This window comes from Pseudomonas sp. KK4 (assembly GCF_001984065.1).
Taxonomy (GTDB): domain Bacteria; phylum Pseudomonadota; class Gammaproteobacteria; order Pseudomonadales; family Pseudomonadaceae; genus Aquipseudomonas.
On sequence record NZ_LYVP01000088.1, the window covers coordinates 1 to 21,710 of the forward strand.

Consider the following 21,710-nt stretch of genomic DNA (forward strand, 5'->3'; position numbering starts at 1 on the left):
CGCGAGCAAGCCCGCTCCCACAGGGGATTTGTGGGGGGCATAAAAAACCGGGCGGCTTTAGGGCCGCCCGGTTTTGTGTTGAGGGTTACAGATGCGATTCGGCGTATTCGGCCAGAATCGAACGGGGCACCCCTTGCAGGGTGATGTGCACGCCGTTGGGGAAGTCCTTGAAGCGCTCGGTGAGGTAGGTCAGCCCGGAGCTGGTGGCGGACAGGTACGGGGTGTCGATCTGCGCCAGGTTACCCAGGCACACCACTTTGGAACCGGCGCCGGCACGGGTGATGATGGTTTTCATCTGGTGTGGCGTGAGGTTCTGGCATTCGTCGATCAGGATCAGGCTCTGCTGGAAGCTGCGACCGCGAATGTAGTTGAGGGATTTGAACTGCAACGGCACTTTGCTGAGGATGTAGTCGACGCTGCCATGTGTGCTTTCGTCATCCATGTGCAAGGCTTCGAGGTTGTCAGTGATGGCGCCCAGCCAAGGCTCCATTTTCTCCGCTTCGGTACCGGGCAAAAAGCCGATCTCCTGGTCCAGGCCCTGCACGCTGCGGGTGGCGATGATACGGCGATAGCGCTTGCTGACCATGGTCTGCTCGATGGCAGCGGCCAGGGCCAGGATGGTTTTACCGGAACCGGCGGCGCCGGACAGGTTGACCAGGTGGATGTCCGGGTCGAGCAGGGCGAACAGCGCCAGGCTCTGATAGATGTCACGAGGCTTGAGCCCCCAGGCTTCCTGATGCAGCAGCGGCTCCTGGTGCAGGTCGAGGATCAGCAGTTGGTCGTTCTCGATCTCCTTGATCCAGCCGACAAAGCCCTGCTCATCGATGATGAACTCGTTGATGTGCACCGCCGGCAGGTTGTCGATCAACTTAACCTGGTGCCAGGTGCGACCGTGGCCCTGACGGGTTTCGACCTTGCTCACCAGGTCCCAGAAGGAGCCGGTCATGTTGTGGTAACCGTTGGGCAGCAGCGAGACGTCGTCGACCAGTTGGTCAGTGCTGTAGTCCTCGGCCGCGATCCCGCACGCGCGGGCCTTGAGGCGCATGTTGATGTCTTTGGTGACCAGCACGACCGGTTTTTTCGGGTCGTGGGTGTGCAGATCGATCAACTGGTTGATGATTTTGTTGTCGTTCAGGTGCTCGGGCAGAATGATGTTCGGCTCGGCGCGTTTGCTCATCAGAATTGACAGCAAACCTTTCGGGCCGCCCTTGCCGCGCTGGATCGGCACGCCCTGTTCCACATCCTCAGGGGAGGCATCGCCCAGGGTTTTGTCGATCAGCCGGATGGCCTGGCGGCATTCGGCGGCAACGCTGTGATGCCCACTCTTGAGCTTGTCCAGCTCTTCAAGCACGGTCATCGGAATGGCGACGTGGTGTTCTTCGAAGTTGAGGAGCGCGTTTGGATCGTGAATCAGTACGTTGGTATCGAGTACATAAAGGATTGGCTGGTTGGAAGAAGAGCTACGTCCGTGATCATCCATACTCGGTCACCTTTGTCAGAGCCAGTGGACGCAATACCTGAGCGGTGCTGCGCCTCGAAGTGGCCGCCGAATCTCTCACCTGCGGAGATTCAAGTGACTGCAAACAAACGGGTCTTGGAAGACGCCACCTGTGTTGCAGGTTTCGGCGGTCTGTCTTCGTAATACTCCAAAACACATGACAGAAAAAAGCACTTTGACGCTTTTTTGAAGTTTATTTTGCAGAGTGACGAAAAGCGCTTGGCGGACTGCCATCACCCGTTTACAGTCGGAAGTCAACCTGCAACAAAATCCCTTCCAAAATCGCCCCAGCCCCAATGTTTACGGGCTTTGGCCGTTTTCATCGAAACCCGCTCTGACAATCTTCCCAACCGATCCCGCTCTGCGCCGTTTGCGCCAGCAACCAGGGCAACGCCGTTTTCACCCCATCCTGCTTCACATTGAAATTGATCACGCCATGACGCCACAGCAGCATCAGGGTCAGCACCCGTTGCGCGCTCTGACTGGCCTTGAGTTTGCCGGCGCCGTCCTGGGCGTCGATGTCCCACAACGCCACCTGCAGGCCCTGGGACTTGAAAAACGCTTCGGCGTCCGAGCGTCGCTGGCCATCGGGCGGGCGGAACAACGGTACGTAATTCTCCGGCAGTTTGCTTTTAACCAGGTCGACACTGCGGCGCACCGAATCCTGCCAGTCCTGCCAGTGGCTGTGTGACCGGAACTCCCAGCCTTGCACGCCGATGCACTGGGTGGAATACGTCGCCTGCAGGTTGGCCACCGAGCCCTGGGCCAGACGTGCCTGAATATCCTTGCCGAGCACGAAGAACGTGCCGCTCATGTTCGACTTGCGCAGGTACTGCGCAACCCAGTCGGTATTGTCCGGCGCGGCATTGGCGGCGCTGTCGAAGGTGAGCAGAAACAGCCGGTCATGCATGTCATCGCCGTTGCGCTCGTAGTCGCCGAATTGATCGACTTCGCTGCTGGTTTGCGGGAACAGCGCAGCCTTGCGCAACTGCTCGTCCAGGTACTGGGCGTGGAACAGGCGGCTGGGTTCGGCCCACTTGATGTAGTAGCTGTCTTCGCCGAGCTGGAACTTTCCAGCGGCCTCACGCAGGGTCGGCATGTCCTCGACCAGGAAACAGAACGACGCGTCCTGATCGCAACTTTGCTGGGCGACATTGAAGCTGGCGAGCAAGCGTTGCCACAGGCGCTGGCGAAGGCGATTGACCGACTCCATGTTGACCGTACGCAAACCCAGGCGCTGGGCCAGAGCCGGCTCATCCAGGGCTTCGCTGGCCAGCAACCCCCGAGCGAACATGAGGATCTCGGCCCGCGAAGCCACGTCGAACAGGGTCGGGTTGTTGAGCTTTTCCGGCCAGGTGCCGCGATCGAGCGTCGCCACATCGCCCGGCGCTGCCAGGGCGCCAAGGCTCAGCAGCCAGGCCGAGAATAGAAGGACGATACGCAATGGGATGTCTCCGTAACAAAACCCGGGCGGCACTATAGCTGATCGCAGCTCAGTGGACTCCCTGTGGCGAGGGAGCTTGCTCCCGCTGGGCTGCGAAGCAGCCCCAAGACCCGCCCCCTCATTGCTTCAGGTAAATCCTGCTGGCCCTTCTTGCGAGCGCTTCGCGCTCGAGCGGGAGCAAGCTCCCTCGCCACAAAAGCCTATCCAGCCAAACCACCGATCACCTATCACACCGATAGCTGGAGTCCACAGGGACAACCCCCTAGAATCGCCCCCACGATTAAAGGAGACGACTTCATGCTGATGGTGATTTCACCCGCCAAGACCCTCGACTACGAAACACCGCCGGCGACCCAGCGCTTTACCCAGCCGCAGTACCTCGACCATTCCCAGGAACTGATCCAGCAGTTGCGCGAGCTGTCGCCGGCGCAGATCAGCGAGTTGATGCACGTCTCCGACAAGATCGGCGGCCTCAACGCCGCGCGTTTCGGCAGCTGGACCCCAGCCTTCAACCCGCAAAATGCCAAGCAGGCATTGCTGGCGTTCAAGGGCGATGTGTACACCGGGCTCAATGCGCAAACCTTCAGCGAAGCCGATTTCGATTACGCCCAGCAACACCTGCGGATGCTCTCGGGCCTGTACGGCCTGCTGCGCCCACTGGACCTGATGCAGCCCTATCGCCTGGAAATGGGCACCAGACTGGCCAACGCCCGGGGCAAAGACCTGTATGCCTTCTGGGATACGCGCATCAGCGAATGGCTGAACGAAGCCCTGGCCGATCAGGGCGATGACGTACTGCTGAACCTGGCCTCCAACGAGTACTTCTCGGCGGTCAAGCGCAGTGCCTTGAACGCACGGGTCATCAACGCCGACTTCAAGGACCTGAAGAACGGTCAGTACAAGATCATCAGTTTCTACGCGAAAAAGGCCCGGGGCATGATGAGCCGCTTCGTCATTGAGGAGCGCATCAACAACCCCGACGCCCTCAAACAGTTCGACGTTCAAGGCTATCGCTTCAGCGCCGAGCAATCGAAACCGGACCACCTGGTATTCCTGCGCGACCACGCACCCGAGTGATGCATCAGCGCGGCGCAGAACCGGAAAATCCCATCTGCGCCGCGCCATTAATCAAGCGCAACTTCCCCGCCAGATTCGCCATTTTTATGGCGCCATAAATACATCAGTCAATTCCCTAACGATAGTTTCATTCGACTTCGATCATTTTTTTCAGTAGTGGCACAGAAAAAATTTCCCGGTAGTGGCAAAAAACTATCCCTTCTGATTATCCGCCTATATATAAAGGGCGAAACGGCAAGTGCTATCAATTTGAAAGCAGTGCCATCTTTGTCAATATTTCAAAAAATTTCAGAAATCATGATCGGCGGGCCGGAACTTCGTCTGAATGCACCGCTCATACCACCGGTAACGATTTTCGCAGCGAATGTGCGAAATAACTTACGCAGAGCAGAGATCCATGTAGCGAAGTTACCCCATCAACTTTCGCGGACTAATCACTGATTTGGGCAACATACGAAGGACAGGAGATAACCGATGATGACTATCCCCTACAGGGCCAAGGCCGCGCCCCTATAACGTGCTCGACTGAGCACCCAACCGCTTGAAAATACAGGCTTCTGGCCTGGCTTCGAGCGCGCAGGAACATTGCACGAATATCTTCTGAAAAGAGGATCGGCTGCATGACGGAGCACGTCATAACAATAAGCTCCGGTGACGCACACCTTGAGTGCACTTATTTAGACACTCGTAACTTACATGCCACTACAGGGCATTGTTGCGCCTGCAAGATGCACTTGCGAGTGCACTTTGCACGATGACTACCATTAACTCCGGCCATCTAATGGCTTGATGTTTACAGGCTTGATAACAGAGAGGTAATTGCGATGCGCATCAGCATTTTTGGTTTGGGTTATGTGGGCGCCGTCTGTGCCGGTTGCCTGTCTGCACGGGGCCATGACGTTGTCGGCGTCGATGTTGCCAAAGACAAGATCGATATGATCAATGCCGGGAAGTCGCCGATCGTTGAACCGGGCCTGGGCGAACTTCTGGCCCAAGGTATTCAAACAGGCCGCCTGCGCGGCACCACCAACTTCGCCGAAGCCATTCGCGACACCGATCTGTCGATGATCTGCGTCGGTACGCCGAGCAAGAAGAACGGCGATCTGGAACTGAACTACATCGAAGCGGTGTGCCGCGAAATCGGTTTCGTGCTGCGCGACAAGACCACTCGCCACACCATCGTGGTGCGCAGCACCGTGTTGCCGGGCACCGTGGCCAACGTGGTCATCCCGATCCTCGAAGACTGCTCCGGCAAGAAGGCCGGCGTCGATTTCGGCGTTGCGGTCAACCCTGAATTCCTGCGCGAAAGCACCGCCATCGCCGACTACGACCAGCCACCGATGACCGTCATCGGCGAGTTCGACAAAGCGTCCGGTGACGTCCTGCAATCGCTGTACGAAGAGCTCGACGCGCCGATCATCCGCAAGGACATCGCCGTTGCCGAGATGATCAAGTACACCTGCAACGTCTGGCACGCCACCAAGGTGACCTTCGCCAACGAGATCGGCAACATCGCCAAGGCCGTCGGCGTCGACGGTCGTGAAGTGATGGACGTGGTCTGCCAGGACAAGACCCTGAACCTGTCCCAGTACTACATGCGCCCGGGCTTCGCTTTCGGCGGTTCGTGCCTGCCCAAAGACGTGCGCGCCCTGACCTATCGCGCAGGCTCCCTGGACGTCGAAGCGCCGCTGCTCAACTCGCTGATGCGCAGCAACGAGTCCCAGGTGCAGAACGCCTTCGACATCGTCCAAGGCCACGACAAACGCAAAGTCGCCCTGCTGGGCCTGAGCTTCAAGGCCGGTACCGACGACCTGCGCGAGAGCCCGCTGGTGGACCTGGCGGAGATGCTGATCGGCAAGGGTTTCGACCTGAAGATCTACGACAGCAACGTCGAATACGCCCGCGTCCATGGCGCCAACAAGGACTACATCGAGTCGAAGATCCCTCACGTGTCCTCCCTGCTCAATTCCGACTTCGACGATGTGATCAACAACTCCGACGTGATCATCCTCGGCAACCGTGACGAGAAATTCCGCGCCCTGGCGCAGGACGTCCCGCACGGCAAGCAGGTGATCGACCTGGTGGGCTTCATGTCCAAGGCCACCAGCGTCAGCGGCCGTACCGAAGGCATCTGCTGGTAAGCCCCTTGTAGGAGCGAGCTTGCTCGCGATGCACCTGAGAACACCGCTGGGTATCAGGTACCCAGCGTCATCGTTGGCGACCATCGCGAGCACGCTCGCTCCTACAGGTTTGTACGCCTGCGTTAACCCGAGATCTAGACGGATGCAGATTATGCACAGGCTCAAGCACGGCCTACTCCAGGCCGCCGGTTGGCTGTTTTATCTAAGTTTATTGATGGGCATCGCCCTGGCGCTGCCTGTGTCCACGTTCGACTCCGAGTCGAAGGACTTCATTTTCCTGATCGGTATCGTCGGCATCTGGCGCTACTCGATGGGCGCCACGCACTTCGTGCGCGGCATGCTGTTTCTGTACGTGGTCTACCCGCACCTGCGGCGCAAAGTGCGCAAGCTGGGCAAGGCGGCGGACCCGTCCCATGTGTTCCTGATGGTCACCAGTTTCCGGATCGATGCGCTGACCACCGCCCAGGTCTACAGCTCGGTGATTCGCGAGGCCATCGACTGTGGCCTGCCGACCACCGTGGTCTGCTCCATCGTGGAAATGTCCGATGAACTGCTGGTCAAAAGCCTGTGGAACCGGATGAATCCCCCTGACCGCGTGAAACTCGATTTCGTGCGCATTCCCGGCACCGGCAAGCGCGATGGCCTGGCCTACGGTTTCCGCGCCATCTCGCGCCACCTGCCGGATGACCGCGCTGTCGTGGCCGTCATCGACGGCGACACCGTGCTCGCCGAAGGCGTGGTGCTCAAGACCGTGCCGTGGTTCCAGCTGTTCGGCAACGTTGGCGGCCTGACCACCAACGAGTTCTGTGAAGTGCGCGGCGGCTACATCATGAGCGAATGGCACAAGCTGCGTTTCGCCCAGCGTCACATCAACATGTGCTCGATGGCCCTGTCCAAGCGCGTGCTGACCATGACCGGCCGCATGTCGGTGTTCCGCGCCACCGTGGTCACCGACCCGGACTTCATCGCCGACGTGGAAAGCGACTCGCTGCAACACTGGCGCCTGGGCCGCTTCAAGTTCCTCACCGGCGATGACAAGTCGAGCTGGTTCAGCCTGATGCGCCTGGGCTACGACACGTTCTACGTGCCCGACGCGGCGATCCACACCGTCGAGCACCCGCCAGAGAAGAGCTTCATCAAGGCCAGCCGCAAACTGATGTTCCGCTGGTACGGCAACAACCTGCGCCAGAACTCCCGCGCCCTGGGCCTGGGGATCCGACGCCTGGGTGCGTTCACCTCGGTGGTGCTGTTCGATCAGCGCGTGTCGATGTGGACCTCGCTGCTGGGCCTGACCGTGGCGATCATCGCCAGCTTCAAGTACGGCACCGCATTCATCCTGGTCTATCTGCTGTGGATCGGCATCACCCGCCTGATCCTGACCCTGCTGCTGTCCTGCTCCGGTCACCGGATCGGCCCGGCCTACCCGGCGATTCTCTATTACAACCAGATCGTCGGCGCGCTGGTGAAGATCTACGTGTTCTTCCGCCTCGACCAACAGTCCTGGACCCGCCAGGACACCAAACTGACCCGTGATCTCGCCAGCTTTCAACGTTGGTTCAACACCTGGTCGTCTCGGACCATGACCTTCTCCGCCGGCAGCATCTTTGTCGCCGTGCTGCTGATGATGGTCTGACCGCCCCCTTATTGAATTAACAAGGAAAACGCCCTTATGAATACCGCCGTCAACGCCAACGTAGTGCACGAATCCGAAGCCCAGCGCCAGCACGCCCGAGTGAAAATCCCGGCCAAGCTGCGGTTCTTCGGCCCTGACCGCACACCGGTCGAAGCCCGGGTGCTCGACCTGTCCGCCGGTGGCCTGGCCTTCAACGCCGGTCAGATGCCGCTCAAGGTCGGCGATGTGTACAAGGCCCGCCTGCAATTCGTCATCGACAACCTCGGCCTGGCCATGGACGTCGAACTGCAAGTACGTTCCTTCGACCGCCAGACCGGTCGCGTCGGCTGTCAGTTCCAGAACCTGGAACCGCAGGACATCTCGACCCTGCGCCACCTGATCACCTCGCACCTGGCCGGCGACATCGTCAGCATCGGCGAAGTGCTGGCGACCCTGCAGCGCGACAACTTCACCAAGGCACGCAAGGTCAAGGACGGCGGCCACGGCATGACCCCGTTCGGGCGCCTGAAGGCCGTGACCTTCAGCCTGGGCATTTTCATCGTCGGCCTGGCGGCGTTCGGCTTCATCTTCAAGTCGGTGTACGGCATGTACTTCGTCAGCCACGCCCAGGCCGGCCTGGTGAGTGTGCAGGGCGTGAACATCACCATGCCTCGCGACGGCACCGTGCAGAGCCTGATCAAGGCGGACGGCGTGGCCGCCAAGGGCGCACCGCTGGCAACCTTCAGCACCAGCATGCTCGACGTGCTCAAGGGTCACCTGGAAGACGATCAACTGGCCCCGGCCAAGGTCGAGGAACTGTTTGGCAAGCAAATGACCGGCACCCTGACCTCCCCCTGCGATTGCACCGTGGGCCAGCAACTGGTCGCCAACGGTCAGTACGCCAGCAAGGGCGACGTGATCTTCCAACTGGTGCCGCGCAACACCGAAGCCAATGTCGAAGCGCGCTTCTCCTACCGTCAGTTCGGCGACGTGTTGCCAGGCACCGCCGTGCGCTTCCAGATCGCCGGCGAAGACAAGACCCGCACCGGCAAGATCGTCAGCAGCACCAGCCTCAAAAGCGCCGACCTGTCCTCCGACATCCGCGTCCTGATCCAGCCTGACGAAGCCCTGGACAGCACCCTCGCCGGCCGCCCGGTGGAAGTGAACAGCGACCGCGGCCCGAACCTGAACTGGCTGATCGACAAAGCCATGGCGGCTGGTCTGTAACCGGAGGACATGCCTGTGACGACTCCACCTATCCTGAACACACCGCAGCCCCTGTGGGAGCGGGCTTGCTCGCGAATGCGGTTGCATATTCAGAATCAATGCTGGCTGACACATCGCTTTCGCGAGCAAGCCCGCTCCCACACTGGATTTGTGGTGTGCTCGCTGGCACTGGCCGTCAGCCTCAGCGGCTGCGCCGGCCTGCCCGACCAGCGCCTGGCCAACGAAGCGCTCAAGCGTGGCGACACCGCCACCGCTGCGGCGAACTATCAGCAACTGGCCGACCTGGGCTACAGCGAGGCCCAGGTCGGCCTGGCCGACATCCAGGTCGACAGCCGCGACCCGGCACAGATGAAACAGGCCGAGGCGACGTACCGCGCCGCCGCCAGCGTTTCGCCCCGTGCCCAGGCACGCCTGGGTCGTCTGCTGGTGGCCAAGCCCGGCTCCACCGAAGCCGAACAGCACGAAGCCGAAGGTCTGCTGAAGAAGGCCGCCGCCGCTGGCGAAGGCAACACCTTGATCCCACTGGCCATGCTCTACCTGCAATACCCGCACAGCTTCCCAAACGTCGATGCGCAGAAGCAGATCAGCCAATGGCGCGCCGAAGGCAAGCCGGAAGCGGGCCTGGCGCAAGTGCTGCTGTACCGCACCCAGGGCACCTACGACCAGCACCTCGATGACGTGGAAACAATCTGCAAGGCGGCGATCAACACCACCGACATCTGCTACGTCGAACTGGCCACCGTCTATCAGAAAAAGGCCCAGCCAGAGCAACAGGCCGAGCTGATCAAGCAGATGCAGGCCGCCCACAGCCGTGGCACCGTCTCCGCTCAACGGGTCGACAGCGTCGCTCGTGTGCTGGCCGATTCGACCCTGGGCAAGACCGACGAAAAAACCGCGCAGTCGCTGCTCGAGCCTATCGCGCCGGGCTACCCGGCGTCGTGGGTGACCCTGGCGCAACTGATCTACGACTTCCCTGAACTGGGCGATGTCGACCAGATGATGAAGTACCTGGACAACGGCCGCGCCGCCGACCAGCCCCGCGCCGAACTGCTGCTGGGCAAGCTGTACTACGAAGGGAAACTGGTCCCGGCCGACGCCAAGGTCGCCGAGGAGCACTTCCAGAAAGCCGTCGGCCGCGAAGTCGCCGCCGATTACTACCTGGGCCAGATCTATCGCCGTGGCTACCTGGGCAAGGTCTACCCGCAAAAAGCCCTCGATCACTTGCTGACCGCTGCGCGCAACGGCCAGAACAGCGCCGACTTCGCCATCGCCCAGTTGTTTTCCCAGGGCAAGGGCACCAAGCCTGACCCGCTCAATGCCTACGTGTTCAGTCAACTGGCCAAGGCCCAGAACACCCCGCAAGCCACCGAGCTTGCCCAAACACTCGAAGCCCAACTGCCGCCTGCGCAGCTTGCCGAGGCCCAGCGTCTGTTGAAACAGGAACAGGCGACCCGCGGTGCCTTGAGCCAGAACACGCTGCAACTGCACGCCCTGCAAGAAGAGGACGGCGAGGAAACCCTATGAAGTTGAATCCATTCATGAAGGCCGGTATCGGCCTGACATTCGCGCTGATCTGGTCGTGCCCGACCCTGGCGGCGATGACCGAAGAGACCAAGAACTTCGGCCTTGAAGTGAAAATCACCGGCCAGTCCGAAGATGACCGCGACCTGGGCACCCAGGGCGGTGGCGATGTGAATGGCCTGGGCCTGGACCTGCGTCCGTGGGTCTACGGCCAGAGCGGCGCGTGGAGCGCCTACGCCATGGGTCAGGCGGTGACGTCCACCGACATCATCGAGACCGACACCCTGCAACAATCCGAAGGCACCGAGAACACCCAGAACAATGACCGCAAGACCAAGAAAAACTACTTGGCGATGCGCGAGTTCTGGGTCGGCTACAGCGGCTTCACGCCCTACCCCGGCGAGATCCTCAAGTTCGGTCGTCAGCGCCTGCACAATGATGACGGCCAATGGCGTGACACCAACATCGAAGCCCTCAACTGGGACTTCGACACCACCCTGTTGCGGGCCCACGCCGGTGTCGCCGAACGCTTCAGCGAGTACCGCACCGACCTGAAAGAACTGGCACCGGCCGACAAGGATCGCCTGCACGCCTACGCGGACGCCGAGTACCAGTGGACCCCGGGCCAGTGGGTCGGCATTCGCGGTCACCACACCCATGACGACGGCAAGCTCGACTACGCAGAGCCGGGCCAGCCCAGCGATTCGCTGGACAAGAAACAGAACGGCGACATCAGCTGGCTGGGCCTGCAAGCCAACAGCGACGCCTACAACTGGCGCAATACCAACACGGTCAATTACTGGGGCAGCATCACCGGCATGAGCGGCGACCGCGACAAGGTCAACCCGCTGAACGCCGATGGCACCGCTCCCGCACAACCGAAGAAAAGCGGCGACATCGACGGCTGGGCCACCGACCTGGGCGTGCGCCTGCGCCTCGATCCGCAGTGGCAAGTGGGTGCGGCCTATGCCCGTGCCAGCGCCGACTACGAACAGAACGGCCTGGAAAGCAACCGCTCGAACTACACCGGTACGCGTTCGCGGGTTCACCGTTTCGGCGAAGCCTTCCGTGGCGAAATGAACAACCTGCAAACCGCCACCCTGTTCGGCTCGTGGATGCTCAACGACCAATACGACGCCAGCCTGATCTACCACAAGTTCTGGCGTGTCGACGGCAACAAGCCGGTGGGCAGCAACGGCATCGACGCGGTGCAGAACAACACCGATGACGAGACCGGCGCCGTGCTCTCCAGCACGTCGCTGCCACTCAACGATGGCGAAAAAGACATGGGTCAGGAAATGGACCTGGTGGTCACCAAGTACTTCAAGCAGGGCCTGTTGCCGGCGGCGTTGAGCCAGTCGATCGACGAGCCTTCGGCCCTGGTGCGGTTCCGTGGCGGCGTGTTCAAGCCCGGCGACGCCTACGGCAAAGAAGTCGATTCGTACATGCACCGCGCGTTCATCGACGTGATCTGGCGCTTCTGATGCACATTGCGAAGGGAGTCTCCCAGATGAATCATCAAGCCTTGAAAGGCTCGATCAGCCTGTTGGCCGGCGCCATGCTGCTGGCCAGCACGGTTGCCTTCGCCAGTGTGGAACCGGCCAAGCCGGTGACCACGGCCAAGGAACTGCAACAGGCCAAGACCTACACCGTCAGCAGCGCACCGACCGCGCCGCTGGAACTGGCCACGCCGACCCTGCCGGACGTGTCCGGCTACACCGCCGAAGCCATCGCCAAAAAAATCGTGCGCAGCAAGGCCGGCAAGATCAGCGTGCGCCGGATGATGCAGGAAGACGCCCTGAAGGACTTCATCGGCGGCGACAACAAGATGGCCGAGTGGGTGGTGCGTCAGCACGGCATCCCCCAGGCGATCTTCGTCGACGACGGCTACATGAACCTCAAGGACTTGGCGAAAAAACTGCCCAAGCAGTACTTCAGCGAAACCTCGCCGGGGGTGTTCCTGGCGAAGTTGCCGATCGTGGTCGGCCGTCACGGCATCCTCGAAATCGACCGCCAGACCCAGGAACTGCGCCTGTCCCAGGAGGCCGGTTCGTTCCTGGTCAACGACGGCCAGTTGTTCGTGCGTGACACCAAAATCACTGGCTGGCGCGAGAAGGACAACGGCCCGGCGACGTTCAACTCGCCCAAGGAATTCCGTCCGTTCCTGCTGGCCTGGGGTGGCACCGAGACCTACATCGCCAACAGCAAGATCGCCAGTTTCGGCTACGCCAACAGTAAGTCCTACGGCGTGAGTATTTCCCAGTACACGCCCAACATGGCCAAGGTGCTCAAGCGTCCCGAACCGACCGGCTGGATCGTCGGCTCCGAGTTCTCGGACATGTGGTACGGCTTCTACTGCTACGAAACCCGCGACTTCGTGGTCAAGGGCAACACCTACAAGGACAACATCGTCTACGGCATCGACCCCCATGACCGGTCCCACGGGCTGATCATCGCCGACAACACGGTGTACGGCACGAAGAAGAAGCACGGGATCATCATTTCCCGTGAGGTCAACGACAGCTTCATCTTCAACAACCGCAGCTACGACAACCACCTCTCAGGCCTGGTGATCGACCGTAACAGCGTCAACAACATCATTGCCCACAACGAGATCTACCAGAACCACACCGACGGCATCACCCTCTACGAGAGTGCCGACAACCTGTTGTGGGGCAACAAGGTGATCAGCAACCGTCGCCACGGCATCCGCATTCGTAACAGCGTGAACATTCGCCTCTACGAAAACGTCGCCATGGCCAACGGCCTGACCGGCGTCTACGGGCACATCAAGGACCTGACCGACACCGATCGCGACATCAAGCTCGACCCGTTCGACGCCCAGGTGTCGCTGATCGTGGTCGGCGGTGAACTGGCGGCCAACGGCAGCGGGCCGCTGTCCATCGATTCGCCGCTGAGCGTGGAGCTGTATCGCGTGTCCATGCTCGCCCCGACCAAATCCAGCGGCATCAGCTTCACGGGGATCCTCGGCGAGCGCCAGGATGAAATTCTCGACCTGCTGGTGCGCCAGCAGAAAGCCGTGCTGATCGACCCTGTCGAACGCCAGACCGAAATGCAGGACTGAGGATAATTTTATGCACCCACACTTGATCAAATTACTCAGCCTGTCGGCCCTGACGGCGGGCATTCTGGCCGCCAGCAGCGGTGCGCGCGCCGATGAAATCAAGGCGCCGACGTTCACCGCAGAACCTTGCTGCAGCCTGTGCCCGGCCGCCCACGATGCGAAGAACTACACCACCCGCTACCAGCAGAACTTCACCACGCTGGTGCAGGCCCAGGGCGACTGGCTGTTCCGTACCCAGGAAGATTTGCGCACCGAATTCGACACCACCCCTGCCGGCTACAAGCGCATGAAGCAACTGCACGATGCGTTCAAGAGCAAGGGCGTGGAGCTGGTGGTGGTCTACCAGCCGACCCGTGGCCTGGTGAACCGCAACAAGTTGAACCCGGCGGAAAAAGCCAGCTTCGATTTCGACAAGGCGCTGACCAACTACAAGACCATGCTCGGCCGTTTCGCGGCCATGGGTTACGTGGTGCCGGACCTGTCGCCGCTGACCAACGAACAACTGCCAGACACCCTGCCCGCCCACGATTTCTACTTCCGCGGTGACCAGCACTGGACCCCGTACGGCGCCCAGCGCACGGCGAAAATCGTCGCCGAGAAGGTCAAGCAGATCCCGGCCTTCGCCGACATTCCCAAGCGTGAATTCGAGACCCACAAGTCGGGTCGCATGGGCAAGACCGGAACATTGCACAACATGGCCGGTCAACTCTGTGGCACCAGCTACGCGATCCAGTACATGGATCAATTCACCACCGAGCCCAAGGGCGAAGCGGGCGATGGCGACCTGTTCGGCGATTCCGGCAACCCGCAGATCACCCTGGTCGGCACCAGCCACAGCGGCAAGAACTACAACTTCGCCGGTTTCCTCGAAGAGGCGATCGGCGCCGACATTCTCAACGTGGCGTTCCCCGGCGGTGGCCTGGAAGGCTCGATGCTGCAGTACCTGGGCAGCGAAGAGTTCCAGAAGAACCCGCCGAAGATTCTCATCTGGGAATTCTCGCCGCTCTACCGCCTGGACCAGGAAACCATCTACCGCCAGATGATGGCGTTGCTGGACAACGGTTGCGAAGGCAAGGAAACACAGATGTCCGGCAGCACCACCCTGAAGCCGGGCAAGAACGAACTGATGGTCAACAGCAAAAACCTGAACCTGCAGAACAGCAGCCACCAGGTCGACATTCGCTTCGCCGATACCTCGGTGAAAACCCTGCAAGCCACCCTCTGGTACATGAACGGCCGCCACGAGGACATCAAGATCGAAAAACCGGAAACCTCCGACACCGACGGGCGTTTCGCCTTCGAGTTGCGCACGGACGAAGACTGGGCCTCGCAGAATCTGCTGGCGGTCGAAGTCCAGGGCCCTGAAGCGGGTGCCGCGCCACAGAAAGTCGAAGCGAAAATCTGCAAACGCAACGTATTCCCGGCCGCCGAGCAGCGTACTGCTTCGGTCGGGCAATGAGGTCTGCCATGCGAAATCCGAAATTTGCAGCACTGACGCTTTTGAGCCTGGCCATGTTAGCCGGTGCGACTCAGGCTGCCGCGCCGTTGCGCCCGCCACAGGGTTACTTCGCGCCGATCGAGAAAATCAAAACCGGCGCCAGCAGCGAAGGCTGCGACGCCATGCCCGCGCCTTACACCGGCTCGCTGCAATTTCGCAGCAAGTACGAAGGCTCGGACAAGGCCCGTTCCACGCTGAACGTGCAATCGGAAAAAGCCTTCCGCGACAGCACCGCCGACATCACCAAGATCGAGCGCGGCACCAGCAAGCGGGTGATGCAGTTCATGCGTGACGGTCGCCCGGAACAACTGGAATGCACGCTCAACTGGTTGACCGCCTGGGCCAAGGCCGACGCATTGATGTCCAAGGACTTCAACCACACCGGCAAGTCCATGCGCAAATGGGCGCTGGGGAGCATGGCGTCTGCGTACATTCGCCTGAAGTTCTCCGATTCCCATCCGCTGGCCAACCATCAGCAGGAGTCGCAACTGATCGAGGCCTGGTTCAGCAAGATGGCCGATCAGGTGGTCAGCGACTGGGACAACCTGCCGCTGGAAAAAACCAACAACCATTCCTACTGGGCCGCCTGGTCAGTGATGGCGACGTCCATCGCCACCAACCGCCGCGACCTGTTCGACTGGGCCGTGAAGGAATACAAGGTCGGCGCCAATCAGGTCGACGCGGATGGCTTCCTGCCCAACGAACTCAAGCGTCAGCAGCGGGCGCTGGCTTACCACAACTACGCCCTGCCGCCGCTGGCGATGATCGCCAGTTTCGCCCAGGTCAACGGTGTGGACCTGCGCCAGGAAAACAACGGCGCCCTCAAGCGTCTGGGTGACCGGGTGCTGGCCGGGGTGAAAGACCCGGAAGCATTCGAGAAGAAGAACGGCAAGGAACAGGACATGACCGACCTCAAGGAGGACATGAAATTCGCCTGGCTCGAACCGTTCTGCACTCTCTACACCTGCGCCCCGGACGTGCTGGAAAAGAAACACGGCATGCAACCGTTCAAGACCTTCCGCCTGGGGGGTGACCTGACCCGTGTCTACGACCCGGCCAACGAAAAAGGCAATAAAGGTTCTTAAGGCTGACGGTATTCCCCTGTGGCGAGGGAGCTTGCTCCCGCTCGGCTGCGAAGCAGTCGTAACCCAATGAACGCGGATTGACTGACACACCGCGTCATCCGGTTTCAGGGGCGCTTCGCACCCCAACGGGAGCAAGCTCCCTCGCCACAGGTAAGTACGCAGCATGCAATGGCCCCCCGGTTTTCTGTGGGGGGTTTGGGGGGGCCGTTGGCCCTTGACTGTTGGTTAAACAAGGAGAGATCGGGATGGTTTTTTCGTCCAACGTGTTCCTGTTTTTGTTCTTGCCGATCTTTCTCGGCCTGTACTACCTGAGCGGGCAGCGCTATCGCAATTTGCTGCTGCTGATCGCCAGCTACGTGTTCTACGCCTGGTGGCGTGTGGACTTTCTGGCGCTGTTCGCCGCCGTCACGCTTTGGAACTACTGGATCGGCCTCAAAGTCGGTGCCGCCGGCGTCAAGACCAAACCGGCGCAGCGCTGGCTGCTGCTGGGGGTGGCCGTCGACCTGTGCATCCTCGGTTACTTCAAGTACGCCAACTTCGGCGTCGACAGCATCAACGCCATGATGACCTCGGTGGGCCTGGAGCCGTTCATCCTGACCCACGTGCTGTTGCCGATCGGTATCTCGTTCTACATCTTCGAGTCCATCAGCTACATCATCGACGTCTATCGCGGTGACACCCCGGCGACCCGCAACCTGATCGACTTCGCGGCGTTCGTGGCGATTTTCCCGCACCTGATCGCCGGCCCCGTGCTGCGCTTCCGTGACCTGGCCGACCAGTTCAACAACCGCACCCACACCCTCGATAAATTCTCCGAGGGCTGCACGCGGTTCATGCAGGGTTTCATCAAGAAAGTCTTCATCGCCGACACCCTGGCGGTGGTGGCCGACCATTGCTTCGCCTTGCAAAACCCGACCACGGGCGATGCCTGGCTCGGCGCCCTGGCCTACACCGCGCAGCTGTATTTCGACTTCTCCGGCTACAGCGACATGGCCATCGGCCTGGGCCTGATGATGGGTTTCCGCTTCATGGAAAACTTCAAGCAGCCGTACATCAGCCAGTCGATCACCGAGTTCTGGCGGCGCTGGCACATCAGCCTGTCGACCTGGCTGCGCGACTACCTGTACATCACCCTGGGCGGCAATCGCAAAGGCACGCTGATCACTTATCGCAACCTGTTCCTGACCATGCTGCTCGGTGGCCTGTGGCACGGCGCGAACATCACCTACATCGTCTGGGGTGCGTGGCACGGCATGTGGCTGGCAATCGAAAAGGCCCTGGGCCTGAACACCTCGCCGCGCAGCTTCAACCCGATCCGCTGGGCACTGACCTTCCTGCTGGTGGTGATGGGCTGGGTGATTTTCCGTGCGGAAAACCTGCACGTCGCCGCTCGCATGTACGGCGCGATGTTCAGCTTCGGCGACTGGTCGCTGTCGGAACTCAACCAGGCCAACCTGACCGGCCTGCAGATCGCGACCCTGGTGGTGGCCTACGTGACCCTGGCGTTCTTCGGCCTGCGCGACTTCTACACCAACCAGCCACCGGCCAAGACCAAACCTGCGGTGAACGTCGATGCCGACGGTCCGGCCGCCGCCGAACCGGGCCTGATCAAAGCCGCGCCAGGGGATAACCCAGGCAGCATCCATCAGCCTGGCTACACCGTCGGCGTCGATGCCCAGGTGCAACCGGCCTACTGGACCGCTGACTGGTCGCGCTACGTGATGCGTGCCCTGGTGCTGCTGCTGTTCATCGCCTCGATTCTCAAACTCTCGGCGCAAAGCTTCTCGCCGTTCCTTTACTTCCAGTTCTGAGGGATCTGACCATGACCCGCTCATTACGCATCTTCTACATCGCCCTGTTCCTGGTGACCCTGCTGGCCCTGGGCCTGTGGTCGGTTCGCAGCTTCCTGGGCTTCAGCACCAACGCCGACGCGACGGTGCTCAACGGTCGCTGGACCAAGGCGGTAGAGACGCACTACGACGACGAATTCCCGATCAAGCGCCTGGGCACCAACCTCTGGGCGGCACTGGATTTCAAGCTGTTCAACGAAGGCCGTCCGGGCGTGGTGCTCGGTCGCGACCAGTGGCTGTACAGCGATGAAGAATTCCACCCGACCGTCAACGAAGAGCTGAACCTGCAAGGCAACTACGCGCTGGTCGAAGGCGTGCGCCAGACCCTGAAGGCCAAAGGCGTGCAGCTGGTGATGGCGGTGGTGCCGGCCAAGGTGCGCCTGTACCCGGAACACCTGGGTGAAGTGAAACCGGCCAGCATCCACGCCAACCTCTACCAGGACTTCCACAAGCGCCTGGCCGCCGACCGGATTCCGGCGCCTGACCTGCTCGGCCCGCTGCAAGCGGCCAAGCAGAACGGCAAGCAAGTGTTCCTGCGCACCGACACCCATTGGACGCCGGAAGGCGCGGAAATCGCGGCGAACAAGCTGGCCAAGACCATTGCCGAGAAATTCCCGCTGAGCGGCGAGCCGCAAACCTTCGTCACGGAACCGGCGGAGAAAATCACCCACAAGGGCGACCTGCGCCTGTTCCTGCCGCTGGACCCACTGTTCGAAAACCTGATGCCGGCGCAAGAGCCTTTGCAAAAGCGCAACACCGTGGCCGCCGGCGATCAACCTGCCGGTGACGACGCCCTGTTCGCCAACACCGAAGTGCCTGTTGCGCTGATCGGCACCAGCTACAGCGCCAACCCCAACTGGAACTTCGTCGGCGCGCTCAAACAAGCCCTGCGCAGCGACGTGGTCAATTACGCCGAAGACGGTCACGGCCCGATCCTGCCGATGCTCAGCTACCTCAAAAGCGACGCTTTCAAGAACAGCCCGCCCCAGGTGCTGATCTGGGAGTTTCCTGAACGATATCTGCCTGTGAACAACGAAATCGGCGACGCCGACCCGCAGTGGGTCGCAGAGCTCAAACAAGCCGGCGCCCGCCAACAAAACGTAGCTGTAAACACTAAATCCGAGACGCCCGACCGGGCGCAAAACTGAAAGAGAGAGGTAATTCCATGACTTTCACGACTACTCCTCGTCGTCTCGCCAAGACCTTTGCTTTGGTTGCTGGTATGAGTGTGCTTTCGATGCAGGCCTTCGCCGGCGGCGACGCGGCGCTGTACGGCCCGACCGCACCGAAAGGCTCGAGCTTCGTGCGCATCTACAACGCCAGCAACGCCGAAGTCAGCGCCACCGTCGGCAGCACCAACCTGAGCGACGTCGCACCGCTGTCGAGCAGTGACTTCAGCTTCATGCCCGGCGGCGACTACAGCGCCAAGGTGGGCAGCCAGAGCCTGCCGGTGAAACTGGCCGGTGATCACTATTACACCCTGGTCAACAACGCCAGCGGCGCGCCGCAACTGATCGAAGAGCCGCCGTTCAAGAACAAACAGAAATCCCTGGTGCGCGTGCAGAACCTCAGCGACAAGGCGCTGACCCTGAAGACCGCCGACGGCAAGACCGACGTGGTGCCGAACGTCGCGCCCAAGGGCCGTGGCGAGCGTGAAATCAACCCGGTCAAAGTGAGCCTGGCGCTATACGATGGGGCAACGAAAGTCGGCGACGTCAAACCCGTCGCCCTGGAACGCGGTGAAGCGGCCGTGCTGTACGTCACCGGTAACGGCAGCAGCCTGTCGCCAGTCTGGGTGAAACGCCCGGTCGCGACGCGCTAAACAATTTGCCTGACTGACGCATCCCCTTGTGGGAGCGGGCTTGCTCGCGAAGGCGGTCTGACATTCAACATCCATGTCGACTGATCCACCGCTTTCGCGAGCAAGCCCGCTCCCACAGTCGATCGAGTCGTCGGTCCGGACACGGAACAAAAACAAGAGTGAAACGACACAACGTTCGTCGCTCTAACCAAACGATTTGCAAGGAGTAACACACATGATTCCGGTGATCTTGTCAGGTGGTAGCGGTTCACGTCTCTGGCCGCTTTCGCGTAAGCAATTCCCCAAACAGTTCCTGGCCCTGACCGGTGAGCACACGCTGTTCCAGCAAACCCTGGAGCGCCTGGTGTTCGAAGGCATGGACTCGCCGATCGTGGTCTGCAACAAGGACCACCGTTTCATCGTCAACGAGCAACTGGCGGCTCGCAAGCTGGAAACCCAGCGCATCCTGATGGAGCCGTTCGGTCGCAACACCGCGCCGGCCGTGGCCCTGACCGCGATGATGCTGGTCAATGAAGGCCGTGACGAGTTGATGCTGGTGCTGCCGGCCGACCACGTGCTGGACGACCAGAAAGCCCTGCAACGCGCCCTGGCCCTGGCCACCGTCGCCGCGGAAAACGGCGAGATGGTGCTGTTCGGCGTACCGGCCACCAAACCGGAAACCGGCTACGGCTACATCAAGTCGACCAACGATTCGCTGCTGCCTGAAGGCGTGAGCCGGGTCTCGCACTTCGTCGAAAAACCCGATGTGAAGCGCGCCACCGAGTTCGTCCAGTCCGGCGGTTACTTCTGGAACAGCGGCATGTTCCTGTTCCGCGCCAGCCGCTTCCTCGAAGAGCTGAAAAAGCACGATCCGGACATCTACGACACCTGCCTGCTGACCCTGGAACGCAGCCAGCAAGACCCGGACACCGTCAACATCGACGAGGCCACCTTCGCCTGCTGCCCGGACAACTCCATCGACTATTCCGTGATGGAAAAAACCCAGCGCGCCTGCGTGGTGCCGCTGACCGCGGGCTGGAGCGATGTCGGCTGCTGGTCGTCGCTGTGGGAAGTCAATGCCAAAGACGCCAATGGCAACGTCACCAAGGGCGATGTGGTCATCCAGGACAGCAAGAACTGCATGATCCACGGCAACGGCAAACTGGTGTCGGTGATCGGCCTGGAAAACATCGTCGTGGTGGAAACCAAGGACGCCATGATGATCGCCCACAAGGACAAGGTCCAAGGCGTGAAACAGATGGTCAACACCCTCAACGAACAGGGCCGCAGCGAAACCCAGAACCACTGCGAGGTCTATCGTCCGTGGGGTTCCTACGACTCGGTGGACATGGGCGGGCGCTTCCAGGTCAAGCACATCTCGGTCAAGCCGGGCGCGTGCCTGTCGCTGCAGATGCACCACCACCGCGCCGAACACTGGATCGTGGTCAGCGGCACTGCCGAGGTGACCTGCGACGAAAACGTGTTCCTGTTGACTGAAAACCAGTCGACCTACATCCCGATCGCCTCGGTCCACCGCCTGCGCAACCCGGGCAAGATCCCGCTGGAAATCATCGAAGTGCAATCGGGCAGCTACCTGGGCGAGGACGATATCGAGCGCTTTGAAGATATCTACGGGCGTTCGACGCCGATCGATCGTGGCGTTTCGGTCAAGACCATCGCGCAGTAAACGATCGCTGTAACTGAAAGCCCCTGCCCAACCTGCTGCGTTCCCTATCCGCAGCGGGTTGGACGGGGGCTTTTTTGGTTTTGCATTGCCTCGACCGGCCTCTTCGCGAGCAAGCCCGCTCCCACACTTGAACGCGTTCTGCCTGAAGAATGCGATCGAATGTGGGAGCGGGCTTGCTCGCGAA

General features: G+C 60.9%; 15 protein-coding genes. 13 read left to right on the forward strand and 2 right to left on the reverse strand.

The features are described 5' to 3' along the window. Positions 1-85: 85 nt before the first annotated feature. The gene (locus B0W55_RS22415; protein WP_077048096.1) at positions 86-1,480 is read right to left on the reverse strand and encodes a PhoH family protein; all 1,395 of its coding nucleotides are present in this window, start codon (positions 1,478-1,480) and stop codon (positions 86-88) included. Positions 1,481-1,817: 337 nt separating this feature from the next. After that, positions 1,818-2,942, reverse strand: coding sequence for a polysaccharide deacetylase family protein (locus B0W55_RS22420; protein WP_077048097.1), 1,125 nt, complete (start codon positions 2,940-2,942; stop codon positions 1,818-1,820). A gap of 297 nt (positions 2,943-3,239) precedes the next feature. On the opposite strand from B0W55_RS22420, the gene yaaA reads away from it, so the two are divergent. From yaaA to B0W55_RS22490, 13 genes are all read left to right on the forward strand, one after another. Beyond that, positions 3,240-4,019: a peroxide stress protein YaaA gene (gene yaaA / locus B0W55_RS22425; RefSeq protein ID WP_077048098.1), complete on the forward strand. Its 780-nt coding sequence runs from the start codon at positions 3,240-3,242 to the stop codon at positions 4,017-4,019. An 824-nt stretch (positions 4,020-4,843) separates the two neighbouring features. Then, on the forward strand, positions 4,844-6,160 hold the full coding sequence (locus B0W55_RS22430) for a nucleotide sugar dehydrogenase (RefSeq protein WP_077048099.1): 1,317 nt from the start codon (positions 4,844-4,846) through the stop codon (positions 6,158-6,160). A 151-nt stretch (positions 6,161-6,311) separates the two neighbouring features. Beyond that, positions 6,312-7,793 carry a mannuronan synthase gene (gene alg8, locus B0W55_RS22435; protein WP_371807290.1) on the forward strand — a complete coding sequence of 494 codons (1,482 nt, stop codon included), beginning with the start codon at positions 6,312-6,314 and terminating at the stop codon, positions 7,791-7,793. Between the two features lie 36 nt (positions 7,794-7,829). Further along, a complete protein-coding gene (locus B0W55_RS22445; protein WP_077048101.1) occupies positions 7,830-8,999 on the forward strand; it encodes an alginate biosynthesis protein Alg44 in 1,170 nt (389 codons plus the stop codon). Positions 9,000-9,008: 9 nt separating this feature from the next. Next, on the forward strand, positions 9,009-10,523 hold the full coding sequence (gene algK / locus B0W55_RS22450; RefSeq protein ID WP_256576378.1) for an alginate biosynthesis TPR repeat lipoprotein AlgK: 1,515 nt from the start codon (positions 9,009-9,011) through the stop codon (positions 10,521-10,523). Beyond that, on the forward strand, positions 10,520-12,004 hold the full coding sequence (locus B0W55_RS22455; protein WP_077048103.1) for an alginate export family protein: 1,485 nt from the start codon (positions 10,520-10,522) through the stop codon (positions 12,002-12,004). The genes algK and B0W55_RS22455 overlap by 4 nt, the downstream gene beginning before the upstream one ends. A 26-nt stretch (positions 12,005-12,030) precedes the next feature. Then, positions 12,031-13,605, forward strand: a complete 1,575-nt coding sequence (algG, locus tag B0W55_RS22460; RefSeq protein WP_077048104.1) for a mannuronan 5-epimerase AlgG — start codon at positions 12,031-12,033, stop codon at positions 13,603-13,605. A gap of 10 nt (positions 13,606-13,615) precedes the next feature. Next, positions 13,616-15,064, forward strand: coding sequence for an alginate O-acetyltransferase (locus tag B0W55_RS22465; protein WP_077048105.1), 1,449 nt, complete (start codon positions 13,616-13,618; stop codon positions 15,062-15,064). Positions 15,065-15,072: 8 nt separating this feature from the next. Continuing rightward, entirely contained in the window at positions 15,073-16,188 is a 1,116-nt protein-coding gene (locus B0W55_RS22470) for a mannuronate-specific alginate lyase (RefSeq protein ID WP_077048106.1), read from the forward strand. A gap of 245 nt (positions 16,189-16,433) precedes the next feature. Then, on the forward strand, positions 16,434-17,999 hold the full coding sequence (locus B0W55_RS22475) for an MBOAT family protein (RefSeq protein WP_077048107.1): 1,566 nt from the start codon (positions 16,434-16,436) through the stop codon (positions 17,997-17,999). 11 nt (positions 18,000-18,010) lie between these two features. Continuing rightward, on the forward strand, positions 18,011-19,186 hold the full coding sequence (locus tag B0W55_RS22480) for an alginate O-acetyltransferase (RefSeq protein ID WP_077048108.1): 1,176 nt from the start codon (positions 18,011-18,013) through the stop codon (positions 19,184-19,186). Positions 19,187-19,203: 17 nt separating this feature from the next. After that, positions 19,204-19,860: an alginate O-acetyltransferase AlgF gene (locus B0W55_RS22485; protein ID WP_077048109.1), complete on the forward strand. Its 657-nt coding sequence runs from the start codon at positions 19,204-19,206 to the stop codon at positions 19,858-19,860. Between the two features lie 214 nt (positions 19,861-20,074). Continuing rightward, positions 20,075-21,526 carry a mannose-1-phosphate guanylyltransferase/mannose-6-phosphate isomerase gene (locus B0W55_RS22490; protein WP_077048110.1) on the forward strand — a complete coding sequence of 484 codons (1,452 nt, stop codon included), beginning with the start codon at positions 20,075-20,077 and terminating at the stop codon, positions 21,524-21,526. The last annotated feature ends 184 nt before the right edge of the window (positions 21,527-21,710 follow it).